Source organism: Janthinobacterium sp. SUN206 (assembly GCF_030587305.1).
Taxonomy (GTDB): Bacteria; Pseudomonadota; Gammaproteobacteria; order Burkholderiales; family Burkholderiaceae_D; genus Janthinobacterium; species Janthinobacterium kumbetense.
On the sequence record NZ_JAPWIB010000002.1, the window covers coordinates 761941 to 784359 of the forward strand.

Consider the following 22419-nt stretch of genomic DNA (forward strand, 5'->3'; position numbering starts at 1 on the left):
CTCATGCGCCTTCGGCCATGGCGCACATTTGAGTCAAAAGCCCCCTAACTAGCGGGCAGGTGTGGAGGGGGGACAACTGCGCGCGCCGGGCCGAAACGGGGGGGGGGTCTTGCTTCTGGCGCAACATCTTTCGTCGGAACGTGAAAAAGCCGCCTCATGGGCGGCCTGTGGAGTGGCTAGGACTCTCCGGCGCGGCTGGGCTGTCGCGGCCCTGCCCCGCCAGCTATCGCGGCGTAGCGCTCATCCTGGGCGGCCGGCGCGTGCCTTGGCCGCCTGCTCCTTATCGTAGTCGTCGCGGCAGTCCGCATCGCAGAATAGCAGCGCGGGCGCCAGCGGCTCGTCGCAGTAATGGCAGCAGCCGTGCGTCACCAGGGAGGGCCGGCCGCATACAGCGGCCAGGACGCGCGCCACTTCGGCAAAGATGATCTTGTCGATGTGGTCGCTCATGCTGCGCCCTCCTTGCCCAGGCCCAGGCCATACGGGGCGAAGCGCACCACTTCCACGCCAGCCCACTCGTTGATCGCTTCGAACTGCGCCTGCAGCGGCACCAGTTCATTGCGCGCGAAGACGCGCGCGGCCGGTTCCACGGCGCCGAAGCCGCCGGCATTGTTCGGCAGGATGCCCATGAGCTGCTGCGGCGCACGGTGCGCGGTGCGCGGCCAGTTGGTCGTCGAGGCAAGAGGGTCAGGTCGGCTATTCGAACACGGACTGATGCATTGGGTGCTGGGGAAGCTGGCTCAGTTGAAGACCTAATTAGAACCACAAACGCGCGCCCTCGGCGCGCGGAGCTGCCGCGCAGCGGCAGCAGGTGGAGGATTCGGGGCGGGCTGGGCCGGTAGGCCCAGCCCTTCGAATCTCACACGCAGGGCGCGCAGGCGCCCTGCTCGTTTCCGTCAGGCAATAAAAAACCGCCCGAAGGCGGTTTCTTTATTTCCTGGCGGAAGCGGTGAGATTCGAACTCACGAACAGTTTAACCCGTCGCCAGTTTTCAAGACTGGTGCCTTCAACCACTCGGCCACGCTTCCAGATGGCAGCATTATACATAAAGGTCCGTGGCTTACCAATGGCGAGTAGTCGGTGGGGCGCATTTAAGCCCCAAAGCGGCCTCTGGGGTCAGTGAGCTGCGCCGGTACGCCAACGGAATGCCTACACGCCCCAGTTTTCCCGCAGCGCCTTCTCGAACTCCGCTGCCGGCAGCGGGCGCGAGAACAGGTAGCCCTGCACCTCGTCGCAGCCAGAACTCTTCAGGAAAGCCAGCTGTTCCGTCGTTTCCACGCCTTCCGCGATCACCTTGTGGTGCAACTGCTGGGCGATGCTGATGATGGTGCTGGCGATGGCGCAGTCGCTTGCGTCGGTGGGGATGCCGGTGGTAAAAGACCGGTCGATCTTCAGGGTGTCGATGGGGAAGCGTTTCAAATAGGACAAGCTTGAATAGCCGGTGCCGAAGTCGTCCAGCGACAGGGCCACGCCCAGGGCCGTGATGCGGTCCATGATGCCGATCACGCGCTCGATGTTGTGCATCAGGGTGCTTTCCGTGATTTCCAGCTCCAGCCAGGCCGCTTCCAGGCCATAGCGGGCCAGGGTCGCCGCCACCCTTGCGGGCAAGGCTGCCGTGAATTCGCGGGCGGAGACGTTCACGGCCAGGCGGATCGGCGGCAGGCCGGCCAGTTTCCATGCCTGCGCCTGGGCGCAGGCCGCTTCCAGCACCCATTCACCCACTTGCACGACCAGGCCCGTCGATTCGGCCAGGGGGATGAATTCGGCCGGCGGGATCATGCCATGCTGCGGGTGGTGCCAGCGCACCAGGGCTTCGGCGCCGATGATGCGGCCGCTGCCCAGCGCGTATTTCGGCTGGTAGTGCAGCAGCAGTTGCTGCTCGGACAAAGCCTGGCGCAAGCCTGTTTCCAGGCGCATGCGCGCCTGCATGCCCAGGTTCATGTCCTGGCTGTAGAAAGCCACGCTTTCCCCTTCTCCGCCGCTGTCCTGCTTGGCGCGGTACATGGCGATATCGGCCAGGCGCAGCAGGGTTTCCGCATCCTGCCCGTCCTGCGGATACACGCTGATGCCGATGCTGGCGCCCACGCGCAGGTCGTGGCCTTCGATCAGGAACGGTTCCACCAGCGAGCCCAACAGCTTTTGCGCCACCATGCTGGCCTCGAAATGCTGGCCGATGTCGAACAGGCCGACGGCGAACTCGTCGCCGCCCAAGCGCGCCACCAGGTCCTGGTCGCGCAAGGCATGGCGGAAACGCAGCGAGACTTGCCGCAGCAGTTCGTCGCCGATGCGCCGGCCCAGGGTGTCGTTGATCAGTTTAAAGCGGTTCAGGTCGATGAACAGCACGCAGCCGAGCATCTTGCTGCGCTGCGCCACGGAGAGGGCCTGGTCGACCAGCTTGGCCAGCAAGGTGCGGTTGGGCAGGCTGGTCAGCGGGTCGTAATACGCCAGGTGGTGCAAGCGCTCTTCGGCCAGCTTGCGCTCCGTGATGTCCGTCAGGTAGGCGATGAGTCCGATGGGCTTGTCGTCCAGGTCTTGCAGCGGCGACAAGGACAGGCTGGCCCAGAAGATCTCGCCTGACTTCTTTCGGCGACGCACCTCCATCAGGCGTCCTCCCTGCTCCAGGAAGGCGTCGTGGAAACCCGTGTCTTCATCGTCGTACAGGAACAGGATGTTGCGCCCCACGGCTTCCACCGAGGTGTAGCCGAACAGGCGCTCGGCGCCCTTGTTCCAGCTGGTGATGTAGCCCGTCAAGTCCATCGTCAGCACGGATTCGTGCAACTGGTCGAGGATTTGCGTCTGCTGCGCCAGCAAGGCTTCGACTTGCGCATAGGCGTGCGTGGAACGTTGCGCCAGCGAATGCACTTGCAAGACGCCCGCCGTCAAGGATGCCAGGCTGGCCAGGTGGCGGCGGTCGGCGTCGCTGTACAGGCTGCGTCCGGCCACGCTGTAATGGCCGAAACAGTGGCCATCAAAACTGATTTCCTGCAGCAAGGCGGGCGTATCGCGGGGAAACGGCGCGGGCGGCGCAGCGGCGTCCAGGCTGGCCGCGGGCAGGAACTGGCCGTGCGGGCTGGCCATCACGGCGCTGGCGATGCGGCCCAGCTCTGCCACCAGTGCGGGGCCGCGCAAGCGCACGACGGCGTCGCACAGGGCGGCGCTGTCACCGAGGAAATCCGACACCGGAAACAGGGTCATGCTAGAGGTTCCGGCTGACCTGGATGGCCCATTGGTAGGCCTGCAGCAGGCTGCGCCAATAGGTTTCTCCATCGATGCCGGCGCGGCGCAAGCCCTCGGGCGGCGGCGTGGCGCTTTCGACCAGCGCCAGCAAGGTGCCCAGCTCGCCCTTGCGTTCGAGCAAGGCGGCGCTCACTTCCGGCGCCAGGTTCAGGGTGGCGATGATCTCTTCCATCGGCATGCCCAGCAGGACGTCGAGCAGCGAGAACACGCCCGCCATGAAGGCCAGGTCTTGCGCGTCGCGGTCGCCGCCGCGCAGCTGGCACAGCGCTTCCATCTGCGCCGCGCGCACGGCCGCCAGCGGCAGCAGCGCGTGGATCTTGCCATCGTCCTGTTGCCGCGCATACAGCAGCAGTTGCAGCCAGCGCTGCAGCTGGCGCCGGCCCAGCAACGTGATGGCCTGGCTGAAGCTGGTAATCGGCGCCGTGAAACCGAAGGCGGCTGAATTGACCAGTTTTAATAAATGATAGCTGAGCGATGGATCTTGCTTGAGCGGCACTTCCAGCTCGTGCGCGTCGGCATCGCGGGCCAGCAAGCCCAGCAGCGCCAGCAAACGGCGCCGCGACGTGGCGTCTTCCGGCTCGCTTTGCTGGCGCGCATGGTGCAGCGCGTAATCGCCGGCAAACCAGCTGACGCCAAGTTCTTGCAAGGCGGCAAACTGCCCCGCGTCGGCGATGTTGTAGGCCAGGTGCGGCCCCGCCAGGGGCAGCAACTGGTGCAGGGCCGGACGGGCGCCGGACGCGTCAAAGCTCAGCGCGCGCGCGTCGACTTGCGCCGCCGTCACGGGACCGGCTTCGGCGCCATCGAGAATGAGGCGATAGCCGGCATCGCGCCATTGCTGGCATTTTTTCTGGATGTGCTTGTCGCCGGCAAGATGGGCCGGCAAACGGAAGATGGTGCGTTGCGGCGCCAGTTGCGCCAGCACGGCCTCGTCCACGTCATGCGGGTCGGCCAGGGGAATGATGCAGTCGAGCGGCGCCAGGAAGGCATACGCATCGGCGGCGGCCAGCGCTGCCAGCAGCGGCGCCGTCGAGGCCTGCGGTACATGCAAGGTGACAGCGACCCACTCGTTATGAGCATTGGCAACTGCTTGTAATCCCACCAACGGAAACAGGTTTGATTCAGACGCTGACATCGGTATCTCAGTGTGGGTAGGGCGCCATAGTAAATAAACTGACCAGCATTGGCAACCCTGGCCCGACAGGGATGCCATTTCGACAGCGAGAATCATTCTATCCGAATCTCACCCACGAAACAGTTTAATTTTGGCAATAAATATTCAAAAAAAACATTCCACCGGGAGACCCGCCTGTCATGCGGGTTTGACAAAACCACGGCACCGCGCACGCCTGCTCAGGCGCTGCCGCCATGCGCGTGCTCGACCGCATATTTGATCAATTCGGCCTGCCCTTCGATACCGAGCTTGCGCTTGATGTTCAGCCGGTGCGTCTCCACCGTGCGCACGCTCAGGTCGAGGTCGCGGGCGATCTGCTTGTTCGACTGGCCCGCCGCGATATGCTGCAGCACTTGCTGCTCGCGCGTGGTGAGGAAGGAATCATGCACTTGCGGACGCGACAGCTGCCGCGCCAGCGCGGCGCTGTAATAAATGCCGCCGGACATCACCGTCTCGATGGCGAAGACGATATCTTTCCCAGGGGCATCTTTGAGCACATAGCCGCGCGCGCCGGCGGCGATCGCTTGCGACACGTATTCGAGCTTGTCGTGCATGGACAGGATCAGCACGGCAATCTGCGGAAACGCCTGCTTGAACAGCGCCGTCGCCTCGATGCCATTCGTGCCGCGCATATTGATATCCATCAACACGAGGTCCACCTGGTGTGCGCGCGCCTGGCTCAACGCCTCGTCGGCGCCGCCCGCCTCGGCCACCACGTCGAAATGCGCCACCGCTTCCAGGCGCGCGCGCAAGCCGTCGCGCACGAGGGGGTGGTCGTCCACCAGCAGGATGTTGATCTTCTCGGTCATGGTTGCGTATCTATTTAGTGTGTGGATGGAAGGCCGAGCCGCGCCAGCACCAGGGTGCCGGCCGGAGACGAGGTGATGTGCAGGCTGCCGCCGATGGCTTCCATGCGCTCCGTCATGTTGCGCAAGCCGATGCCGCGCTGCGGATGCAGGGCGATGCCGTCGAAATCGAAGCCGCCGCCATTATCCTGGATGCGCAATTCCACCGCCTTGCCCGCCTCGTGCAGGCTCACTTCCACGCCGCTGGCGTGCGCATGGCGCTCGCAATTGGTCAGCGCTTCCTGGGCGATGCGGAACAACACGGTATTGACCATGTCGGGCAAGCCCTCGCCCGCCGCCGCCGGGCTGGCCGTGAAACTGGCTTGCGCGCTGCTGCTGTCGTTAAATTCATGCACCAGGTGGTCGAGCGCGGCGGCCAGGCCCAGGTCGTCGAGGATGGCCGGGCGCAGGTTGTGCGAAATGCGCCGCACCTCGCCCAGCACCTTGTTCAGCTGCTCGGCGGCCCGCTCGAACGTGGCGGGCGCCTTGTCTTTCTGTTCGGCATTGCCGGCCAGGCGCGCGATGCCCGCCTCGATCTGCAGTTTGATCGACACCAGCCACTGGCTGATGCCGTCATGCAAGTCGCGCGACAGCCGCGCCCGCTCCTCTTCCTGCGACTCGACCACGCGCTGCGCCAGCACTTTCAGCTTGGCGTCGGCCACCCGCAATTCGCGCAAATTCAGCACCAGGCCGCAGGCGGCCACCAGCAGGGAGCCGAGGATGGCGATGGCGGCGATCAATTCCATGGTCGAGCGGATATTGCGCGACTGCTGGGCATCGACCTTGGCCAGCGCCTGGTCCACGTCATCCATATAAATACCGGTACCCATCATCCAGCCCCATTCCGGCATCAGGATCACATAACCGAGCTTGGGCGCGGACTTGTTGCTCGACGGCTTGATCCAGTTGTAGCGCTCGAAACCGCCGCCGCCCTTCGCCCGCTGCATCAGGCGCTGGATGGTCAGATTGCCCTCGGCGTCGCGCAACTGCCACAGATTCTGCCCCACCAGTTCGGGCTGGCGCGGATGCATCAGCGACTTGCCCTGCAAATCATAGATGAAGAAATAGCCATCGTCGCCATAGCTGAGGGCGGACAAGATGCGCTTGGCTTCCTCTTGCGTGGCGGCATCCTTGCGCCCCGACTGGTACAGGGAAGCGATGGAATGGCTGGCCAGGGTCACGTAATGCTTGAGTTCGGCTTCCTTGCTGGCCAGGTACGCCTGCTGGATGGTGGCGCGCTGCTGCTCGGCCAGGGTGATGGCCTGGTGCCGCACGGCAAATGCGATGGCGCACAGGGCGAGGATCAGCGGCGTGAGGGCCAGGAAGATGACTTTCTGTCTGAGTTTCATGGCCTGGCGCTCCGGCGGCGTCGATGCTGGTGGGAATGCGTGATTTTACGTCGCGGCGGCGCGATCGGTCTGCGTAGTAATACTGAGCGTTACTGCGTAGTCGTGCGCTTGCGGCAATTATACGATTCCTGAATACTCGCCATAAGCTGCAGATACACCAATTCATACCAAACTGGCAACGACCAGGCTCGGCAGCACACATCATCGCACGGCACAGCGCCCGTCAATCTCTGGAGGAAGCATGAACCGCATTTTCAAACAGCTCGGCTGGGCAGCGCTTGCGCTGGCAGGCGCCGGGTCCCTGGGCGTCGTCGCCCTGCAACGCGGCGAACCGATCAGCGCAATCTGGATCGTCATCGCCGCCGTCTGCGTCTACCTGATCGCCTACCGTTTCTACAGCCTGTTCATCGCCGACAAGGTGCTGGGCCTGGACGCGCGCCGCATGACGCCCGCCTTCAAGCACAACGATGGCCTCGACCATGTGCCGACGAATAAATATGTGCTGTTCGGCCACCATTTCGCGGCGATCGCCGGCGCCGGTCCGCTGGTCGGCCCCGTGCTGGCCGCGCAGATGGGCTATCTGCCCGGCATGCTGTGGATACTGGCCGGCGTCGTGTTTGCGGGCGCCGTGCAGGATTTCATCGTGCTGTTCATTTCCATGCGCCGCGACGGCCGCTCCCTGGGCGACCTGATCAAGGCTGAACTGGGCGAAATTCCCGGCATGATTGCGCTCCTGGGCTGCTTCATGATCATGGTCATCATCCTGGCCGTACTGGCATTGATCGTCGTCAAGGCGCTGACGGGTTCCCCATGGGGCAGCTTCACCGTGATGGCGACGATTCCCATCGCCCTGTTCATGGGCGTGTATTCGCGCTTCATCCGCGTGGGCCGCATCGGCGAGATTTCCATCATCGGCTTCGTGCTGCTGATGCTGGCCATCATCGGCGGCCAGTACGTGCAGGAACACGCGGTGCTCGGTCCGATGTTCACGTTCACGGGCACGGAACTGACATGGATGCTGATCGGCTACGGCTTCATCGCTTCCGTGCTGCCCGTGTGGCTGCTGCTGGCGCCGCGCGACTACCTGTCGACTTTCCTGAAAATCGGCACGATTCTCGGCCTGGCCATCGGCATCATCGTCGTCGCGCCTTACCTGAAAATGCCGGCCATGACCAAGTTCATCGACGGCTCCGGCCCCGTCTGGTCGGGCAATCTGTTCCCCTTCCTGTTCATCACCATCGCCTGCGGCGCCGTGTCCGGCTTCCACGCCCTGATTTCCTCGGGCACCACGCCGAAGATGATTGAAAACGAAAGCCACGCCCGCTTCATCGGCTATGGCGCCATGCTGATGGAATCGTTCGTCGCCATCATGGCCCTGGTGGCCGCCTCGACCATCGAGCCAGGCATCTATTTCGCCATGAACAGCCCGGCCGCCCTGATCGGCACCACGGCAGAATCCGCCGCACAGGCGATCTCGCAATGGGGCTTCTATGTCACGCCGGACATGCTGACGCAGACGGCCAAGGACGTTGGCGAGCACAGCATCATCTCGCGCGCCGGCGGCGCACCAACCCTGGCCGTCGGCATGGCGCAGATTCTGTCCGGCGCCATCGGCGGCAAGGCCATGATGGCCTTCTGGTACCACTTCGCCATCCTGTTCGAAGCGCTGTTCATCCTGACGGCCGTCGATGCGGGCACGCGTGCCGGCCGCTTCATGCTGCAAGACTTGCTGGGCAGCTTCGTGCCTAGCCTGAAAAAGACGGAAAACGTCATCGCCAACCTGCTGGCCACGGGCTTGTGCGTGGCGGCCTGGGGCTACTTCCTGTACCAGGGCGTGGTCGATCCATTGGGCGGCATCAACACCCTGTGGCCGCTGTTCGGCATCGCCAACCAGATGCTGGCGGCCATCGCGCTGATCCTCGGCACCTGCGTGCTGTTCAAGATGAAACGTGGCCAATATGCATGGGTGACGATCACGCCGACCATCTGGCTGCTGCTGTGCACCCTGACGGCGGGCTGGCAAAAGATTTTCGACGCCAACCCGCGCGTCGGCTTCCTCGCGCACGCCAGGAAATACTCGGCGGCCCTGGATGAAGGCACCCTGCTGGCACCGGCCAAGTCGGTGGCGCAGATGCAACAGATCATCTTCAACGACTACCTGGACGCCGGCCTGGCCGCCTTCTTCGTCATCGTCGTCGTCAGCGTGCTGTTCTTCGGTATCCGCACGATTCTGAAGGCGCGCGCCGACAGCCGCCCGAGCACCAAGGAAACGCCGTTCCAGGCCATGCCCACGGTGCAATGATGATAGAAGAAATCATCAAGGCTGGACGGTATCTGGGGCAAAGCATGCGGCTGATGTGCGGCTTGCCCGAGTACGACACCTACGTGGCGCACCGGGAAGTGACCCATCCCGGCGAGCCGATGATGACGTATGAAGAGTTTTTCCGCGAACGGCAGGAAGCGCGTTACGGCGGCGCCGGCAAGCGTGGCGGTTGCTGTTAGCGGACACCTGACCCAGCCTACTGCGCGTCGGTATAGGCTAGGCGGCTTGCGATGCTCACCGCCTCGGCGGCCCCGTACAAAGTACGGTTGCGCTTCTCGGCCACCTCTCCCTTCCGCTCGCTACGGCTAAGTCAGGTGTTGTTGCTCAGCAATAATTTGAGGGCGGTCTTGTGAGACCGCCCTTTTCATTTCCCCTCTTATAAGTTCCCCTCCCCTTTCGTCCATTAGACCCACATCAATATCAGGGTGTGTCTTCGCGTCTATATTTTTCCAATAGGAATTAAATAACAGTCAACGGGCGACCGGGGAAGCAGCGACGCATGTTCAATTTCCAACGCTCCAGCATCAGCCAGAAGCTGACCATGATCTCGGTACTGTCGTCGGGCTGCGCGCTGCTGCTGGTGTTCGTGGCGTTTGCGCTGACGTCCGTGCTCAGCCACAAAAATGATGAAGGCAAGCAACTGCTGTCGCTGGCGGGCGTGATCGGCGCGGCTGGCGCGGTGCCTTTGCTGGCGGGAAAATCGGCGCAGGGGCAGGCGGAACAGGTGCTGGCGGCCTTGTCCGCGCGCAACGAGGTGGCCCAGGCAGCCCTGTTCGACAAGGGCGGGCGCCTGTTCGCCCTGTACCGCGCGCCGCAGCATGCGGACGGCCTGCCGGCGCCGGAAGACATGGACCCGGCCTTGCTGGCCGACATGGCCGTGCAGCCCGTCACGCAAGGTTCGGGCACGACCCTGGCGCCCGCCATGCGCCTGTACCGCCCCGTCTACCGGCCGGGCGAGCCGCAACAGATCATCGGCGCCGTGCTGATCGAGGCGGACCTGAACCACATGTGGCGCGACATCGGCCGCCACGTGAGCGCCATCGGCGGCGCCACCGTGCTGTCCTTCCTGGTCGCCGTATTCCTCGCGCGGCGCTTCAAGAGCGTGATCGCCGAACCGATCACCAAGCTGATCGATACGGCGCAGAAAGTGTCGAGCAGCCAGACCTACAGCCACCGCATCGCGCACCAGCGCAGCGACGAGCTGGGCGTGCTGATCGACAGTTTCAACGACATGCTGGCGCAGATCGACAGCCGCGACAGCACCCTGGCCAATTACCGCGACCAGCTGGAGCGCCAGGTGGGCGTGCGCACGGCGCAGCTGGAAAAGGCCAAGGATGCGGCCGAGGCGGCCAGCCAGGCGAAGAGCGCCTTCCTCGCCACCATGAGCCATGAAATCCGCACGCCGATGAATGGCGTGCTGGGCATGACGGAACTGCTGCTGGCCAGCCCTTTGAGCCCGCAGCAGCGCCACTACACGAGCATGGTGCAGCGCTCGGGACAGAATTTGCTGGTGATCATCAACGACATCCTCGACTTTTCCAAGATCGAGGCGGGCAAGCTGAGCGTCGAATACATCCGCTTCAATTTCCGCGAATTGCTCGACGATATAGAACACGTGTTCGCGCCGCAGGCGGAAGCGAAAAACATCAGCCTGGAATTCGACATCGCCTACGACATCCCGATCGCCATCTGCGGCGACCCGAACCGTTTGCGCCAGATCATCGTCAATCTGCTGGGCAACGCCATCAAGTTCACGGAAACGGGCAAGGTCACGGTGAAAGTGACCGTGTGCAGCGAAGACGCGCCCAGCGTGGGCTTGCGCTTCGAGGTGCACGACACGGGCATCGGCGTGTCGAACGAGGCGCAGACGCGTATCTTCGAATCGTTCTCGCAGGCGGACGGCTCGACCACGCGCAAGCACGGCGGCACGGGCCTGGGGCTGACGATCTCGAAACAGCTGGTGGAGCTGATGGGCGGCACTATCGGCGTTGATAATGCTTTAACGCAAGGCTCGATCTTCTGGTTCGAAGTAAATTTCGATAAGCGGCGGGTCGACAGCGACGACCCGTCCTTCAACCTGAAAACCACGCGAGGGTTACGCGCCTTGATCGTCGACCACACACCCGCCACGCGCGCCGTGCTGGAGCGGCAACTGGCCAGCTGGCACATCGTCAGCGACAGCGCCGGCACGGCCAGCGATTGCCTGGGCAAGCTGCGCGCGGCCGCCCAGGCGGGCACGCCGTATGCCGTGGCCCTGCTCGACATGGAATTGCCGCGCACCAGCGGCCTGGCCCTGGCCGCCAACATCAAGAGCGACCCGCTGCTGGCCGACCTCAAGCTTTTGCTGCTGAGCACGGAACAGGCGGCGGCCGACCCCGTGCAGCGGCGCGAGGCGGGCGTGGCCTACCAGCTGATCAAGCCGGCCCGCGAATGCGACCTGTTCGACTGCATCGTCACGCCGCCGCGCGCCAGCGACAGCCTGCGCATCCATCCGCCGCACACGGCGCGCCAGGTGGGCCGGCGCCAGCGCCGCCGCGTGCTGCTGGCCGAGGACAATCCCGTCAACGTGGAAGTGGCGCTGGCCATGCTCGACAGCCTGGGCCTCGATGTCGTCTGCGCGCGCAACGGCGAAGAAGCCTTGCAGGCGGCGCAAGCCGAGGATTTCGACCTGATCCTGATGGATTGCCAGATGCCCGTGATGGATGGCTTTGCCGCCACGGCGGAAATCCGCCGCCATGAACAGCACTGCGGCCACGCGCGCGTGCTGCCCATCGTCGCCATCACGGCCAATGCGCTGCAGGGCGACCGCGAAGCGTGCCTGGCGGCCGGCATGGACGATTACCTGAGTAAACCTTTTACGCAGCAAGACCTGGGCCACACGATTGCCCGCTGGATCACCCTGCCGCGCGCGGCCACCGTGCACCACAGCGAAGCGCCGCAGGAGGCGCCTGCCGAGCCGCCGCCCGTGGCGACGCCGCCGGCGCCTGCATCCCCGGCATCGGCCCCGCCGCTGAACCGGCAGGCGCTGGAAAACATCCGCGCGCTGTCCGGCACGGATGGCGATGCGCTGCTCGAGCGGGTCATCCTCGCGTTCACCGGCGAGACGCCGCGCCAGCTGGGCGCCATGCGCGAAGCCATCGCGAAAACGGATGCGGAAGCGCTGCGCAAGGTGGCGCACAGCCTCAAGTCGGGCAGCGCCAACGTGGGCGCCGACGGCCTGGCGCAGCTGTGCAAGGAAATGGAAAAACTGGGCCGCGCCGGCAGCACCGAGGGCGCGGCTCCCCTGCTGCAGCAGATGCAGCAAGCCTTCCTGGCCGTACGCGAATCGCTGAACGCCATCCTCGTGAAGGAACACTGACATGACAGCGCCCCTCTCCCCTCCCCGCGGCCTGGTGCTGGTGGCCGACGACGATCCCGTGATGCGCTTGCTGATGCGGCAAATGCTCACGCAGGTGGGCCTGGACGTGATCGAGGCCGAGGACGGCGTGCAGGCGCTGGCCAGCTACAAGCACAGCGGGCCGGACCTGGTCATGCTCGACGTCGACATGCCCGCCATGGACGGCTTTGCCGTGTGCCGCGAAATCCGCCACCAGGAAGTGGGCGGCACGGTGCCCATCATCATGGTCACGGGCGGCGACGAGCTGGAAGCCGTCACGCGCGCCTACGAGGTAGGCGCCACCGACTTCATTTCCAAGCCCATCAACTGGCCCATCCTCGGCCACCGCGTGCTGTACGTGCTGCGCGCCAGCGACGCCATCGCCCGCCTGCGCATCGCCGACGCGCACAACCGCGCCGTGCTGGCCGCCATCCCCGACACCTTCTTTCGCCTGAACCGCGAAGGCTTTTATCTCGACTATGAACAGGGCCACGACGCCAGCGCGGGATTTTCCCTCAGCGACTGCGTGGGCAGCCATATCCGCGACGTGCTGCCGCCCGAAATCGCCGCGCGCCTGCTCGACAAGGCGCACGCCGTGCTGGCCACGCAGCATATCGGCTCGGTCGACTACACGCTCACGCACGAAGACAGCACGCGCCATTTCGAGGCGCGCCTGGTGGCGACGGGGGCCGACGAGGTGCTGGGCCTGGTGCGCGACATCAGCGAACGCAAGCGCACGGAAGAACAGATCCGCCGCCTCGCCTATTGCGACAGCCTGACGGGCATCCCCAACCGGCAAGCGTTCCTGGAAACCCTGGAGCGCGAACTGCTGCGCTCGAAAGAGCACGACAAGAAATTCGCCGTGCTGTTCATGGACCTGGACGCCTTCAAGCGCATCAACGACACCCTGGGCCACGACGTGGGCGACCATTTGCTCAAGGTGGTGTCCGAGCGCCTGCGCGAAACCATCCGCCCCAGCGACCTGGTGCTGCGCGCCGAACACGAGTTTGAAACCACCTTCGGCGGCAGCAACCTGGCGCGCCTGGGCGGCGATGAATTCACGATCCTGATTCCCGACCTGGAGCGGGTAGAAGACGCGCTCAACGTGGCGCACCGCGTCAAGGAAGCCATGCGCCGGCCCTTCATGATCGAAGGACACGAGATTTTCGTCACGGCCAGCATCGGCATCTCGCTGTATCCGGAAGATGGCGAGGATTGCAACTCGCTATTGAAATATGCGGACACGGCCATGTACCACGCGAAGAACTGCGGCAAGAACAACGCCAAGCTGTACAGCTCTTCGCTGACGATGGAAATCATGAGCCACGTCAAGATGGAAGTGGGGCTGCGCAAGGCCTTGCAAAACAACGAGCTGTACCTGCTGTACCAGCCGCAGATCGACGTGCCCAGCACGCAGATCGTCGGCGTGGAAGCGCTGGTGCGCTGGCGCCATCCCGAACGGGGCATCATCTCGCCCACGGAATTCATCCCGCTGGCCGAAGAGACGGGGTTGATCGTGCCCATCGGCGAATGGGTGCTGCGCACGGCGTGCAACCAGGCCAAGGCGTGGCAAAGCGACGGCGGGCGCGCCATCCGCATGGCCGTCAACCTGTCGGCCAAGCAATTCAAGGATGAAAACCTGATGCAGATCGTGCTGTCGGTCCTGGCCGACACGGGCCTCGATGCGCGCCTGCTGGAGCTGGAATTGACGGAGGGAACCCTGATGGACGATGCGCGCGCCACCATGGTGACCCTGGAGCAATTGCGCGGCATCGGCGTGTACCTGTCCATCGACGACTTCGGCACGGGCTATTCGTCCATGAATTACCTGAAACGCTTCGACGTGCGGGCCTTGAAAATCGACAAGAGCTTTATCGCCGGCTTGCCGCAGGATACGGAAAACGCGGCCATCACACGCGCCATCATCGCCATGGCGCATGGCTTGAAAATGGTGGTGGTGGCCGAGGGCGTGGAAACGGACGAGCAGCTGCTGATGCTGGAAGAATACGGCTGCGACATGGCGCAGGGATATTTTTTAGGCCACCCGTCGCCGCACGACACGATCACGGCCATGCTGGCCAGGCAACGGGGCCAGCTGGCCAGCGTGGAAACTAGAGCACTTCGAAGGCAAGGATTTGCGTGACTTGCTGGGCGTTGAAATTATCGTCGGAAATCATCACCAGGCTGCGGCGGCCGTTTTCCAGGCGCGGGCCCCAGCTGATGCCTTCGATATTGTCGACCCGCGGCAAACCGATCTTTTCCAGGTCCAGCAGCAGGCGCTTGCGCGCCGGCACGTAGCTTGCACCCGCCAGGGCCGGGATGGCCTGGATATCGGTGGCGCCCTGCGTATCCATTTCGTAGATGCGCACGTGATTCGTGTAGATGCCGTCGGCGTGTTCCACGCCGGCCCGCTCCACCACCAGCACCTGGTGATCGTTGACGGCGAGGATTTCCGACACGCCATTGTCCGCTTCCTTCCCCGGCGCGGGCCGCGAGGCCACCGGCTCGATCGGATACGCGTACTGGCCCAGCACGGTGCCCGCGCGGTCCAGGCGCGTGATGCGCACCACCGAGCCGTTATCGGGCGTGGCCAGCGGGCCATCCTGGTACAGGGCCGCTTCCATGCCCAGCCACAAGCTCTTGCCATCGCTGGCAAACGACAGCGCTTCAAAGCTCATGTTGTTGCGCGATCCCGTTTCATCCTTCGCCACCTTGAACATGGCGGGCGTGGGCAAGGTGGCCAGGTAGTGGCCGCCGCTATCGGCGTGGCGCACGAACGGGTGCAAACCCACCTTGCGGTTGCCTTCGCTGCCGTACCACAGGCTGCCATCCTGCGGATCGACGCGGATGGTTTCGATGTCGGCCACCTGGTCGCCCTGCTCCAGCCTGGCATGGGCCAGGTTCGGATAGCGGCTGCCATCGGGCTGCGTGAAGAAATGCACGCTGTTGAAGGTCACGCCGGCAAATGCGCGGCTGTCGTAGTCGAGCGCGGCGCGGTAGAAGCGGGCCGGATTGATTTCCGAGCGGTCATCGCTTTCCATCACCCAGCTGTTATTGGCCGCATCGTAATCGATGCCGGACAGGCCGCCCACCGTCGTGCCCTCGAACGGGTATTTCAAGGCGATGCGCTGTTCGCCGATCAGGCGCAAGCCCGCGATCGGTGCGTCGTAAGAGAAGCTGGCGCAGGCGGAGAGGAGGATGGCGGCGGACGCCAGGGCAAGCGCGGTACGGAACAATGGAGGCATGATCGGTATCAAATAAGTCGGGAAGCAATTTCCGGGGTCAGACCCGCCGGGTCTGACCCCAGCTTTAATTCTGTGGGTTAATAGCGAATTACACCACGCCATCGGTCTTCAGCCGCGCGATGGCGGCCGCATCATAGCCGAGCGACGCCAGCACCTCGTCGTTGTGCTGGCCCAGGGTGGGCCCCAGCCACTGCGTCTTGCCCGGCGTGGCGGACAGTTTCGGGCTGATGGCGGGCAATTTGACGGGCGTGCCGTCGGCGAAATGGTGCTGTTCGAACATGTCGCGGGCGAGGAATTGCGGGTCGCTCAGCATGTCGCGCACCGAGTAGATTTTGCCGGCCGGTACGTCTGCCGCCTTCAACACGGCCAGCGCGCTGTCGATCGTGTGCGTGGCGCACCAGGCGCCGATGGCGTCGTCGATTTCCTGTGTGCGCGCCACCCGGCCGTCGTTGCGCGCCAGCTGCAGGTCGCCCGCCATGTCGATGCGGCCCATGGCCAGCATCAGCCGCTTGAAGATGGCGTCGCCGTTGCCCGCGATGACGATGTTTTCGCCGTCGCCCGTCGTGTAGGTATTCGAGGGCACGATGCCGGGCAAGGAACCGCCCGTGCGCTCGCGCACCACGCCCGCCTGGTCGTATTCGGGCACCAGCGACTCCATCAGGTTGAACACGGATTCGTACAGGGCCACGTCGACCATCTGCCCTTCGCCGCCATCCCGGCCACCCGTCACGTCGCGGTGGCGCAGCGCCATCATGGCGCCGATCACGCCGTGCAGGGCCGCCACGGAGTCGCCGATGGACACGCCCACGCGCACGGGCGGACGGTCGGCAAAGCCGGACACATAGCGCAAGCCGCCCATGGATTCGCCGATGGCGCCGAAGCCGGGCAAGTCCTTCATCGGTCCCGTCTGACCAAAGCCGGACAGGCGCACCATGACGAGGGACGGTTTGACCTGCTTGAGCTGCTCGTAGCCGAGATCCCACTTTTCCAGCACGCCGGGGCGGTAATTCTCGATGATGATGTCCGCTTCCAGGGCCAGCTGGCGCGCGATGGCCCGGCCCTCGGGCGTTTTCAGGTTCAGCGTTAAACTTTTCTTGTTGCGCGCCTGCACCGACCACCACAGCGAGGTGCCGTCTTTCAGCACTCTCCAGGTACGGATGGGGTCGCCGCCATCGGGCGACTCGATCTTGATCACGTCGGCGCCGAATTCGGCCAGCATGCGGGCGCAGAACGGCCCCGCGATCAGGGTGCCCAGTTCCAGGACTTTGATGCCCTGGAGGGGGCCGGAAGATGCGGAAGCGTCTGTCATGTTGTAGTCAGGTTGCCCTGCGGTCGAGCATCGCGCGGGCAATCGTGCCCGCGTCGACGTATTCCAGTTCGCCGCCCACGGGCACGCCGCGGGCCAGACGGCTCACGCGCAAGCCCCGCGCCTTCAGCATTTCGCTGATGTAGTGGGCCGTCGCTTCGCCTTCATTCGTGAAATTGGTGGCCAGCACTACTTCGCCGACCACGCCATCGTTGGCGCGGTTCAGCAATTTTTCCAGGTGGATGTCTTTCGGGCCGATGCCGTCCAGCGGAGACAATCTCCCCATGAGGACGAAATACAGGCCCTTGTAGGTGAGCGTCTGCTCGATCATCAGCTGGTCGGCAGGCGTTTCCACCACGCACAGCAAGCGCTTGTCGCGCTCTTCGTCGAGACAGGTCTCGCACACTTCGTGTTCGGTAAAGGTGTTGCACAGGCCGCAGTGATGCACGGCATCGACGGCCTGGAACAGGGCGCGCGACAGCATGGCCGCGCCTTCCCTATCGTGCTGCAACAAATGAAATGCCATCCGCTGCGCCGACTTGGGGCCGACGCCGGGCAGGCGCCGCAGCGCCTCGGTCAGGAATTCAAGCGACTTGGACATGGATCAACCTTGCCCCGTGCCATAGATCGAGCGCATGCGGCAGTGCATCAGAATGGCATTTTGAAGCCGGCTGGCAAGTTCATGCCGCCAGTCAAGCCTGCCATTTTTTCCGCGGACGTCGCTTCCGCCTTGCGCACGGCGTCGTTGAAGGCGGCGGCCACCAGGTCTTCCAGCATGTCCTTGTCGTCAGCCAGCAGCGACGGGTCGATGGACACGCGCTTGACGTCGTTCTTGCACGTCATGACGATTTTCACGAGGCCGGCGCCGGACTGGCCTTCCACTTCCACCAGCGCCAGTTGTTCCTGGGCCTTTTTCATGTTGTCTTGCATTGCTTGCGCCTGCTTCATCAGGCCAGCCAGTTGATTTTTCATCATGAGAATGCTCCGTTCAATTCAGTTTGTGAGTGTGTTAATCATCAATGCAGGGTCGGCGCGGCGGAGCCGGCCGGTGCAGGGGTAATCGTTCCCGGCACAACAAAAGCGTCGAATACACGCTTCATGTCGAGCACGAAGGGATCGCTGGCGATGGTTGCTTCCGCTTGCAGCTGGCACGCCTCGCGGTGAGCCTGCGCTTCCGCGCTGGCCGTGTACCAGACGGCGCCCAGTTCCGTGTCGACCGCGACCTTGCGGCCGAAGCGTTCGGTGAGTGCGGCCGCCAGTTTTTCCACGTTGGCGGGACTGCGCCACGTGTCGATGGGCACGCGCAGGCGGAACGTGGTGCTGTGGCCGTCGTGCAGGCATTCGATCAGCTCGGCCTGCACGGCCAGCTGCTGGGCCACGCCGCGCAAGGGCAGCACGGCGGCCACGGCCGGCCAGTTGCCGTCCCAATCCAGGCCCGGCACGGGCGTGATCACATACGGCCCGCTGGGCGCGGCTTGCTTGGCGGCGCGCTGCGGCATGACGACGGCCGGCTGCTCGCTGCTTGGCGCGGCGGGCGCCGACACGGCGGCGGACGCGCTGTCGTCGGAAAATTCGGTGACCCACGGCGGCAAGTCGTCATCCGGCTGCGCTGGCGGCGGCGCGGCAGGACGCGCCTGCTGCACGGGCGCCGCAGCGGCCGCCGGTGCTTCCATCACGGCAACTGGGGGCGCATCGTCCCACGGCGCAGGCGCTTTCGCGGCGGCGGGCGGCGGCGGTGGCGCGGCCTGGACGGGTGCGGCCGGGGCTGGCGCCGCGGCGACCGGCTCCGGTGCGGGTGCAGCCGGCTTGGGCGCCGACGATGGCGCCGACGGCGCGCTGCCGGGACGGCCTTTCGAGGCGGCGCGGGCCGCTTCCAGCGCCGCATTGATGGCGGCGCGGGCGGAACTGATCGGGGCGCCCGATGCGGCCGGGGCAGCTGCGGCCGGAGCAGCCGCCGGCGGCGCCGCTGGTGGCGGTGCCGGGGCGGCGACAGGCGCCGGTGCCGGAGCAGCCGCGCGCGGCGGCGGCGCTTCGCTGCGCGCCATGCTGGCGGCAGCGGCGGCCACGACGGCGGGCGGGGTCACGGCGGCATGGCTGGCCACGCTGTTCGTGGCGGCGCGGGCCGCCGGGGCAGATGCGCCTGCCGCGGCGCGCGCGGCGGCCACGGCGGCGGGACGGTTGCCCGTGGCCGCGGCAGGAGCCGCCGGCACGCCATCGGCGCCGCCTATGCCGGGCCGAAAGGCCAGCATGCGCAGCAGGGTCATGGTAAAGCCCGCATACTCATCGGGCGCCAGGCCCAGTTCATTGCGGCCATGCACGGCGATCTGGTAAAACAGCTGCACTTCTTCCGCGTCAAACGCGCCAGCCAGGCGCACGATATCCGCGTATTCAGGCAAATCTTGCGGCAAGGCGGCCGGCACGGTTTGCGCCAGCGCAATGCGGTGCAATAAAGTGCCCAGATCCTGCAGGGCGCCGTTGTAGGACAGGCTGCGCGAGGCCATTTCGTCGGCCACGGCCAGCAAATCGGCGCCATCCTGCTGCGCCAGCGCGTCGAGCAGGCGCACCAGGTACGACTGGTCGAGCGCGCCCAGCATGCCCTGCACGGCATCTAACGTGACTTCGCCGGCCGCATACGCGATGGCCTGGTCCGTCAGCGACAGCGCGTCGCGCATGGAACCGTGGGCGCCCTGGGCCAGCAGGCGCAAGGCCGGCTGTTCGAAGGCGATGCCTTCCTGTCCCAGGATATTGTCCAGGTGGCTGATGATGTGGCCGGGCGGCATCTGCTTGAGATTGAACTGCAAGCAGCGCGACAGCACGGTCACGGGTATCTTTTGCGGGTCCGTCGTGGCCAGGATGAATTTGACGTGCTCGGGCGGCTCTTCCAGCGTTTTCAGCATGGAATTGAACGCGTGGTTCGTCAGCATGTGCACCTCATCGATCATATAGACCTTGAAGCGGGCATTGCTCGGCGCATACACGGCTTGTTCCAGCAACTGCGCCATTTCATCGACGCCGCGGTTCGACGCCGCATCCATCTCTATATAGTCGACAAAGCGTCCCGCGTCGATCGCCGTGCACGCTTCGCACACGCCGCACGGCTGGGCCGTGATGCCGCCCGTGCCATCGGGGCCGATGCAATTGAGCGACTTGGCCAAGATGCGCGACAGGGTCGTCTTGCCGACGCCGCGCGTGCCCGTGAACAGGTAGGCGTGATGCAATCGGCCGCTGTGCAAGGCATGCGTGAGCGCGCGCACGACGTGCTCCTGGCCGACGAGCGTCTCGAAATTCTTGGGGCGGTATTTACGGGCGAGGACTTGATAGGACATGCTGAGATTTTACCATGCGATTTTGCGGGTGATCCTGCGCGGCGGGCGCAAGCCTCATGGCCGGGCCATTCAAAATGGCAAACGCGGCAAAGCAGCAATTGTATAACATGGCCAGCTGGAAATATGGAAAACACGGCAAGCCCGGCAATGCTGCGGGCCGGCAAGAAAATGGCGCCGTAAAAGCAAAAAAGCTGCCCATGGCAGCTTGATTGTCGATCCTGATAAAACATTCCCGAAGGAGGCGAGCCTGATCTGCGGCACTCATGGTTAATAGCCGTGGCTGCTTCGTTCCCGACCTGACCAGGTTAGCCATGCCACGATGCGCAGGGGCCCGCCGGGGACAATTATAACCGACCTGCGCCCGATTGGGGAAGCAAGCTGAAATCCGGGGTCAGCCCCCCGGTCAAGTTGGCAATGACCATTGCGTCAGCGGTGTTGAGGGTCTGACCCCAGCCGTTCTACAGCCCCAGCTCTTGCCAGATGCCATCCACCTTCGCCTTCACTTCCGGCGTCATGGCGATCGTCGTGCCCCATTCGCGCGTCGTTTCGCCCGGCCATTTATTCGTCGCATCGATGCCCATCTTGCTGCCCAGGCCGCTGACCGGCGAGGCGAAGTCCAGGTAATCGATGGGCGTGTTGTCGACCAGGGTCGTGTCGCGGATGGGGTCGACCCGCGTCGTGATGGCCCAGATGACCTCTTTCCAGTCGCGGATATTCACGTCTTCGTCGACCACCACGATGAACTTGGTATACATGAACTGGCGCAGGAAGCTCCACACGCCGAACATCACGCGCTTGGCGTGGCCCGCGTACTGTTTCTTGATCTGCACCACGGCCATGCGGTAGCTGCAGCCTTCGGGCGGCAGATAGAAGTCGGTGATTTCGCTGAACTGCTTTTGCAGCAGGGGCACGAACACTTCATTCAGGGCCAGACCCAGCACGGCCGGTTCGTCCGGCGGTTTGCCTGTATACGTGGAGTGGTAGATCGGGTCGCGGCGCATGGTGATGCGGTCGATGGTAAACACAGGGAAACTGTCCTGCTCATTATAGTAGCCCGTGTGGTCGCCATACGGCCCTTCCAGCGCGTGCTCGTAGCCGCTCGGATGGTTTTCATCCGGATAGATATGGCCTTCGAGCACGATTTCGGCGGACGCGGGCACGCGCAGCTCGCTGCCGATGGCTTTCACCAGCTCCGTGCGGCTGCCGCGCAGCAAGCCGGCGAACTGGTATTCGGACAGGCTGTCCGGCACCGGCGTGACGGCCCCTAATATAGTAGCGGGATCGGCGCCCAGCGCGACGGCGATCGGATACGGCTTGCCCTTGCTCTGGATCGCGTGCTCGCGGAAGTCCAGCGCCCCGCCCCGGTGCGCCAGCCAGCGCATGATGACTTTATTACGCCCCAGCACTTGCTGGCGGTAAATGCCCAGGTTTTGCCGCTTCTTGTTCGGGCCCTTGGTGATCACCAGGCCCCACGTGATCAGGGGAGCGACGTCGCCGGGCCAGCAATGCTGGATCGGCAGGCGCGCCAGGTCGACGTCGCTGCCTTCCCAGACGATTTCCTGGCACTTCGCGCCGCGCAACTCCTTCGGCGACATGTCCCACACGGATTTCACCAGGGAACCGAGGCCCAGCAAGTCCTTGAAATCCTTCGGCGGCTCCGGCTCCTTCAGCCGCGCCAGCACATGGCCGATCTTGCGCAGTTCACTGACATCTTCCGCGCCCATGCCCAGCGCCACGCGACGCGTGGTGCCGAACAGATTGCCCAGCACCGGCATGTCGTATCCCGTCGGGTTATTGAACAGCAAGGCCGGTCCGCCTGCGCGCAAGGTGCGGTCGCAAACTTCCGTCATCTCCAAAATCGGTGAAATGGGGGTCGAAATGAGCTTAAGTTCACCCATTTGTTGCAGTTGAGAAATAAAATCTCGCAAATCTGAATATTTCATGTGTTTTTAATTTTTTTTGACGTCGGACGCCGTTGCTGAAGGATCTATGCCAAGTAATTGATTTTATTGGCTTTTGGCACAATGCAAGTCAAAAAGTAAGACATAAAAGTAATAAAGAAACGATTCGTTAGTATTGACTTGATATAAAACGGCTTCTACAATTCGCCCAACTTGAAAGAGCACGCCGGCCCAGAGCTTGATTTTAGCGTTTCTCTTTCATTCACGGAGTCGGGGCTCCACATGACATTTTAAGGAGTGTTTTCAAAAGGCGTCTGCCTTACCCCCGGTAAAAGTTGTATTG

The 22419-nt window shown here is 64.1% G+C and carries 17 protein-coding genes, 1 tRNA gene and 1 other RNA gene; 5 read left to right on the top strand and 14 right to left on the bottom strand.

What is annotated here, in order from left to right; translation table 11 throughout:
- Nucleotides 1-240: 240 nt before the first annotated feature.
- The 7 genes from O3300_RS16340 to O3300_RS16370 form a co-directional block, all read right to left on the bottom strand.
- The gene (locus O3300_RS16340) at nt 241-447 is read right to left on the bottom strand and encodes a hypothetical protein (RefSeq protein ID WP_305053531.1); all 207 of its coding nucleotides are present in this window, start codon (nt 445-447) and stop codon (nt 241-243) included.
- Nucleotides 444-626 (bottom strand): hypothetical protein, encoded by a 183-nt coding sequence (locus tag O3300_RS16345; RefSeq protein ID WP_369812295.1) that lies wholly within the window; start codon nt 624-626, stop codon nt 444-446. The genes O3300_RS16340 and O3300_RS16345 overlap by 4 nt, the downstream gene beginning before the upstream one ends.
- A gap of 309 nt (nt 627-935) precedes the next feature.
- Nucleotides 936-1025 (bottom strand) — tRNA-Ser (locus O3300_RS16350).
- A gap of 121 nt (nt 1026-1146) precedes the next feature.
- A complete protein-coding gene (locus O3300_RS16355; RefSeq protein WP_305053532.1) occupies nt 1147-3192 on the bottom strand; it encodes a bifunctional diguanylate cyclase/phosphodiesterase in 2046 nt (681 codons plus the stop codon).
- 1 nt (nt 3193) lies between these two features.
- Nucleotides 3194-4282 carry an EAL and HDOD domain-containing protein gene (locus tag O3300_RS16360; protein WP_369812296.1) on the bottom strand — a complete coding sequence of 363 codons (1089 nt, stop codon included), beginning with the start codon at nt 4280-4282 and terminating at the stop codon, nt 3194-3196.
- 302 nt (nt 4283-4584) lie between these two features.
- Nucleotides 4585-5214 carry a response regulator transcription factor gene (locus tag O3300_RS16365; RefSeq protein WP_099664952.1) on the bottom strand — a complete coding sequence of 210 codons (630 nt, stop codon included), beginning with the start codon at nt 5212-5214 and terminating at the stop codon, nt 4585-4587.
- Between the two features lie 14 nt (nt 5215-5228).
- Nucleotides 5229-6599: a cache domain-containing protein gene (locus O3300_RS16370; protein ID WP_099664953.1), complete on the bottom strand. Its 1371-nt coding sequence runs from the start codon at nt 6597-6599 to the stop codon at nt 5229-5231.
- A 241-nt stretch (nt 6600-6840) separates the two neighbouring features.
- On the opposite strand from O3300_RS16370, the gene O3300_RS16375 reads away from it, so the two are divergent.
- From O3300_RS16375 to O3300_RS16390, 4 genes are all read left to right on the top strand, one after another.
- Complete coding sequence (locus O3300_RS16375) at nt 6841-8901, top strand: carbon starvation CstA family protein (protein WP_251350882.1); 2061 nt, start codon at nt 6841-6843, stop codon at nt 8899-8901.
- Complete coding sequence (locus O3300_RS16380) at nt 8901-9101, top strand: YbdD/YjiX family protein (RefSeq protein ID WP_100876906.1); 201 nt, start codon at nt 8901-8903, stop codon at nt 9099-9101. The genes O3300_RS16375 and O3300_RS16380 overlap by 1 nt, the downstream gene beginning before the upstream one ends.
- A 320-nt stretch (nt 9102-9421) precedes the next feature.
- On the top strand, nt 9422-12280 hold the full coding sequence (locus tag O3300_RS16385) for a response regulator (RefSeq protein ID WP_099664955.1): 2859 nt from the start codon (nt 9422-9424) through the stop codon (nt 12278-12280).
- A gap of 1 nt (nt 12281) precedes the next feature.
- Nucleotides 12282-14441 (top strand): bifunctional diguanylate cyclase/phosphodiesterase, encoded by a 2160-nt coding sequence (locus O3300_RS16390; RefSeq protein WP_099664956.1) that lies wholly within the window; start codon nt 12282-12284, stop codon nt 14439-14441.
- On the opposite strand, the gene O3300_RS16395 is transcribed toward O3300_RS16390, so the two are convergent.
- The 5 genes from O3300_RS16395 to O3300_RS16415 all read right to left on the bottom strand — a co-directional run bounded on the left by O3300_RS16395 (nt 14410) and on the right by O3300_RS16415 (nt 20175).
- Entirely contained in the window at nt 14410-15543 is a 1134-nt protein-coding gene (locus tag O3300_RS16395) for an esterase-like activity of phytase family protein (protein ID WP_305053534.1), read from the bottom strand. The two genes, O3300_RS16390 and O3300_RS16395, sit on opposite strands and share 32 nt — an antisense overlap.
- 88 nt (nt 15544-15631) lie before the next feature.
- On the bottom strand, nt 15632-16852 hold the full coding sequence (locus tag O3300_RS16400) for a CaiB/BaiF CoA-transferase family protein (protein WP_305053535.1): 1221 nt from the start codon (nt 16850-16852) through the stop codon (nt 15632-15634).
- Nucleotides 16853-16859: 7 nt separating this feature from the next.
- Nucleotides 16860-17450, bottom strand: a complete 591-nt coding sequence (recR, locus tag O3300_RS16405; protein ID WP_034786598.1) for a recombination mediator RecR — start codon at nt 17448-17450, stop codon at nt 16860-16862.
- 47 nt (nt 17451-17497) lie between these two features.
- Nucleotides 17498-17824, bottom strand: a complete 327-nt coding sequence (locus O3300_RS16410) for a YbaB/EbfC family nucleoid-associated protein (protein ID WP_034759121.1) — start codon at nt 17822-17824, stop codon at nt 17498-17500.
- A gap of 41 nt (nt 17825-17865) precedes the next feature.
- Nucleotides 17866-20175 carry a DNA polymerase III subunit gamma/tau gene (locus O3300_RS16415; protein ID WP_305053536.1) on the bottom strand — a complete coding sequence of 770 codons (2310 nt, stop codon included), beginning with the start codon at nt 20173-20175 and terminating at the stop codon, nt 17866-17868.
- A 56-nt stretch (nt 20176-20231) separates the two neighbouring features.
- Here O3300_RS16415 and O3300_RS16420 point away from each other — a divergent pair, with 56 nt between their 5' ends.
- Nucleotides 20232-20384: a hypothetical protein gene (locus tag O3300_RS16420; RefSeq protein WP_161789605.1), complete on the top strand. Its 153-nt coding sequence runs from the start codon at nt 20232-20234 to the stop codon at nt 20382-20384.
- A 28-nt stretch (nt 20385-20412) separates the two neighbouring features.
- On the opposite strand, the gene ffs is transcribed toward O3300_RS16420, so the two are convergent.
- Together ffs and ubiD are read right to left on the bottom strand one after the other, a co-directional pair.
- Nucleotides 20413-20511, bottom strand: an RNA gene (gene ffs, locus O3300_RS16425) — signal recognition particle sRNA small type.
- Nucleotides 20512-20633: 122 nt separating this feature from the next.
- Nucleotides 20634-22118: a 4-hydroxy-3-polyprenylbenzoate decarboxylase gene (ubiD, locus tag O3300_RS16430; protein ID WP_305053537.1), complete on the bottom strand. Its 1485-nt coding sequence runs from the start codon at nt 22116-22118 to the stop codon at nt 20634-20636.
- Nucleotides 22119-22419 lie beyond the last annotated feature (301 nt).

What these genes read in the sequence shown, in the direction of transcription:
- O3300_RS16395 (WP_305053534.1), bottom strand. Translation starts at nt 15,543, where the DNA reads ATGCCTCCATTGTTCCGTACCGCGCTTGCCCTGGCGTCCGCCGCCATC.
- O3300_RS16400 (WP_305053535.1), bottom strand. Translation starts at nt 16,852, where the DNA reads ATGACAGACGCTTCCGCATCTTCCGGCCCCCTCCAGGGCATCAAAGTC.
- O3300_RS16375 (WP_251350882.1), top strand. Translation starts at nt 6,841, where the DNA reads ATGAACCGCATTTTCAAACAGCTCGGCTGGGCAGCGCTTGCGCTGGCA.
- O3300_RS16345 (WP_369812295.1), bottom strand. Translation starts at nt 626, where the DNA reads ATGGGCATCCTGCCGAACAATGCCGGCGGCTTCGGCGCCGTGGAACCG.
- ubiD (WP_305053537.1), bottom strand. Translation starts at nt 22,118, where the DNA reads ATGAAATATTCAGATTTGCGAGATTTTATTTCTCAACTGCAACAAATG.
- O3300_RS16420 (WP_161789605.1), top strand. Translation starts at nt 20,232, where the DNA reads ATGGCCGGGCCATTCAAAATGGCAAACGCGGCAAAGCAGCAATTGTAT.
- O3300_RS16390 (WP_099664956.1), top strand. Translation starts at nt 12,282, where the DNA reads ATGACAGCGCCCCTCTCCCCTCCCCGCGGCCTGGTGCTGGTGGCCGAC.
- O3300_RS16355 (WP_305053532.1), bottom strand. Translation starts at nt 3,192, where the DNA reads ATGACCCTGTTTCCGGTGTCGGATTTCCTCGGTGACAGCGCCGCCCTG.
- O3300_RS16380 (WP_100876906.1), top strand. Translation starts at nt 8,901, where the DNA reads ATGATAGAAGAAATCATCAAGGCTGGACGGTATCTGGGGCAAAGCATG.
- recR (WP_034786598.1), bottom strand. Translation starts at nt 17,450, where the DNA reads ATGTCCAAGTCGCTTGAATTCCTGACCGAGGCGCTGCGGCGCCTGCCC.
- O3300_RS16370 (WP_099664953.1), bottom strand. Translation starts at nt 6,599, where the DNA reads ATGAAACTCAGACAGAAAGTCATCTTCCTGGCCCTCACGCCGCTGATC.
- O3300_RS16385 (WP_099664955.1), top strand. Translation starts at nt 9,422, where the DNA reads ATGTTCAATTTCCAACGCTCCAGCATCAGCCAGAAGCTGACCATGATC.
- O3300_RS16365 (WP_099664952.1), bottom strand. Translation starts at nt 5,214, where the DNA reads ATGACCGAGAAGATCAACATCCTGCTGGTGGACGACCACCCCCTCGTG.
- O3300_RS16340 (WP_305053531.1), bottom strand. Translation starts at nt 447, where the DNA reads ATGAGCGACCACATCGACAAGATCATCTTTGCCGAAGTGGCGCGCGTC.
- O3300_RS16410 (WP_034759121.1), bottom strand. Translation starts at nt 17,824, where the DNA reads ATGATGAAAAATCAACTGGCTGGCCTGATGAAGCAGGCGCAAGCAATG.
- O3300_RS16415 (WP_305053536.1), bottom strand. Translation starts at nt 20,175, where the DNA reads ATGTCCTATCAAGTCCTCGCCCGTAAATACCGCCCCAAGAATTTCGAG.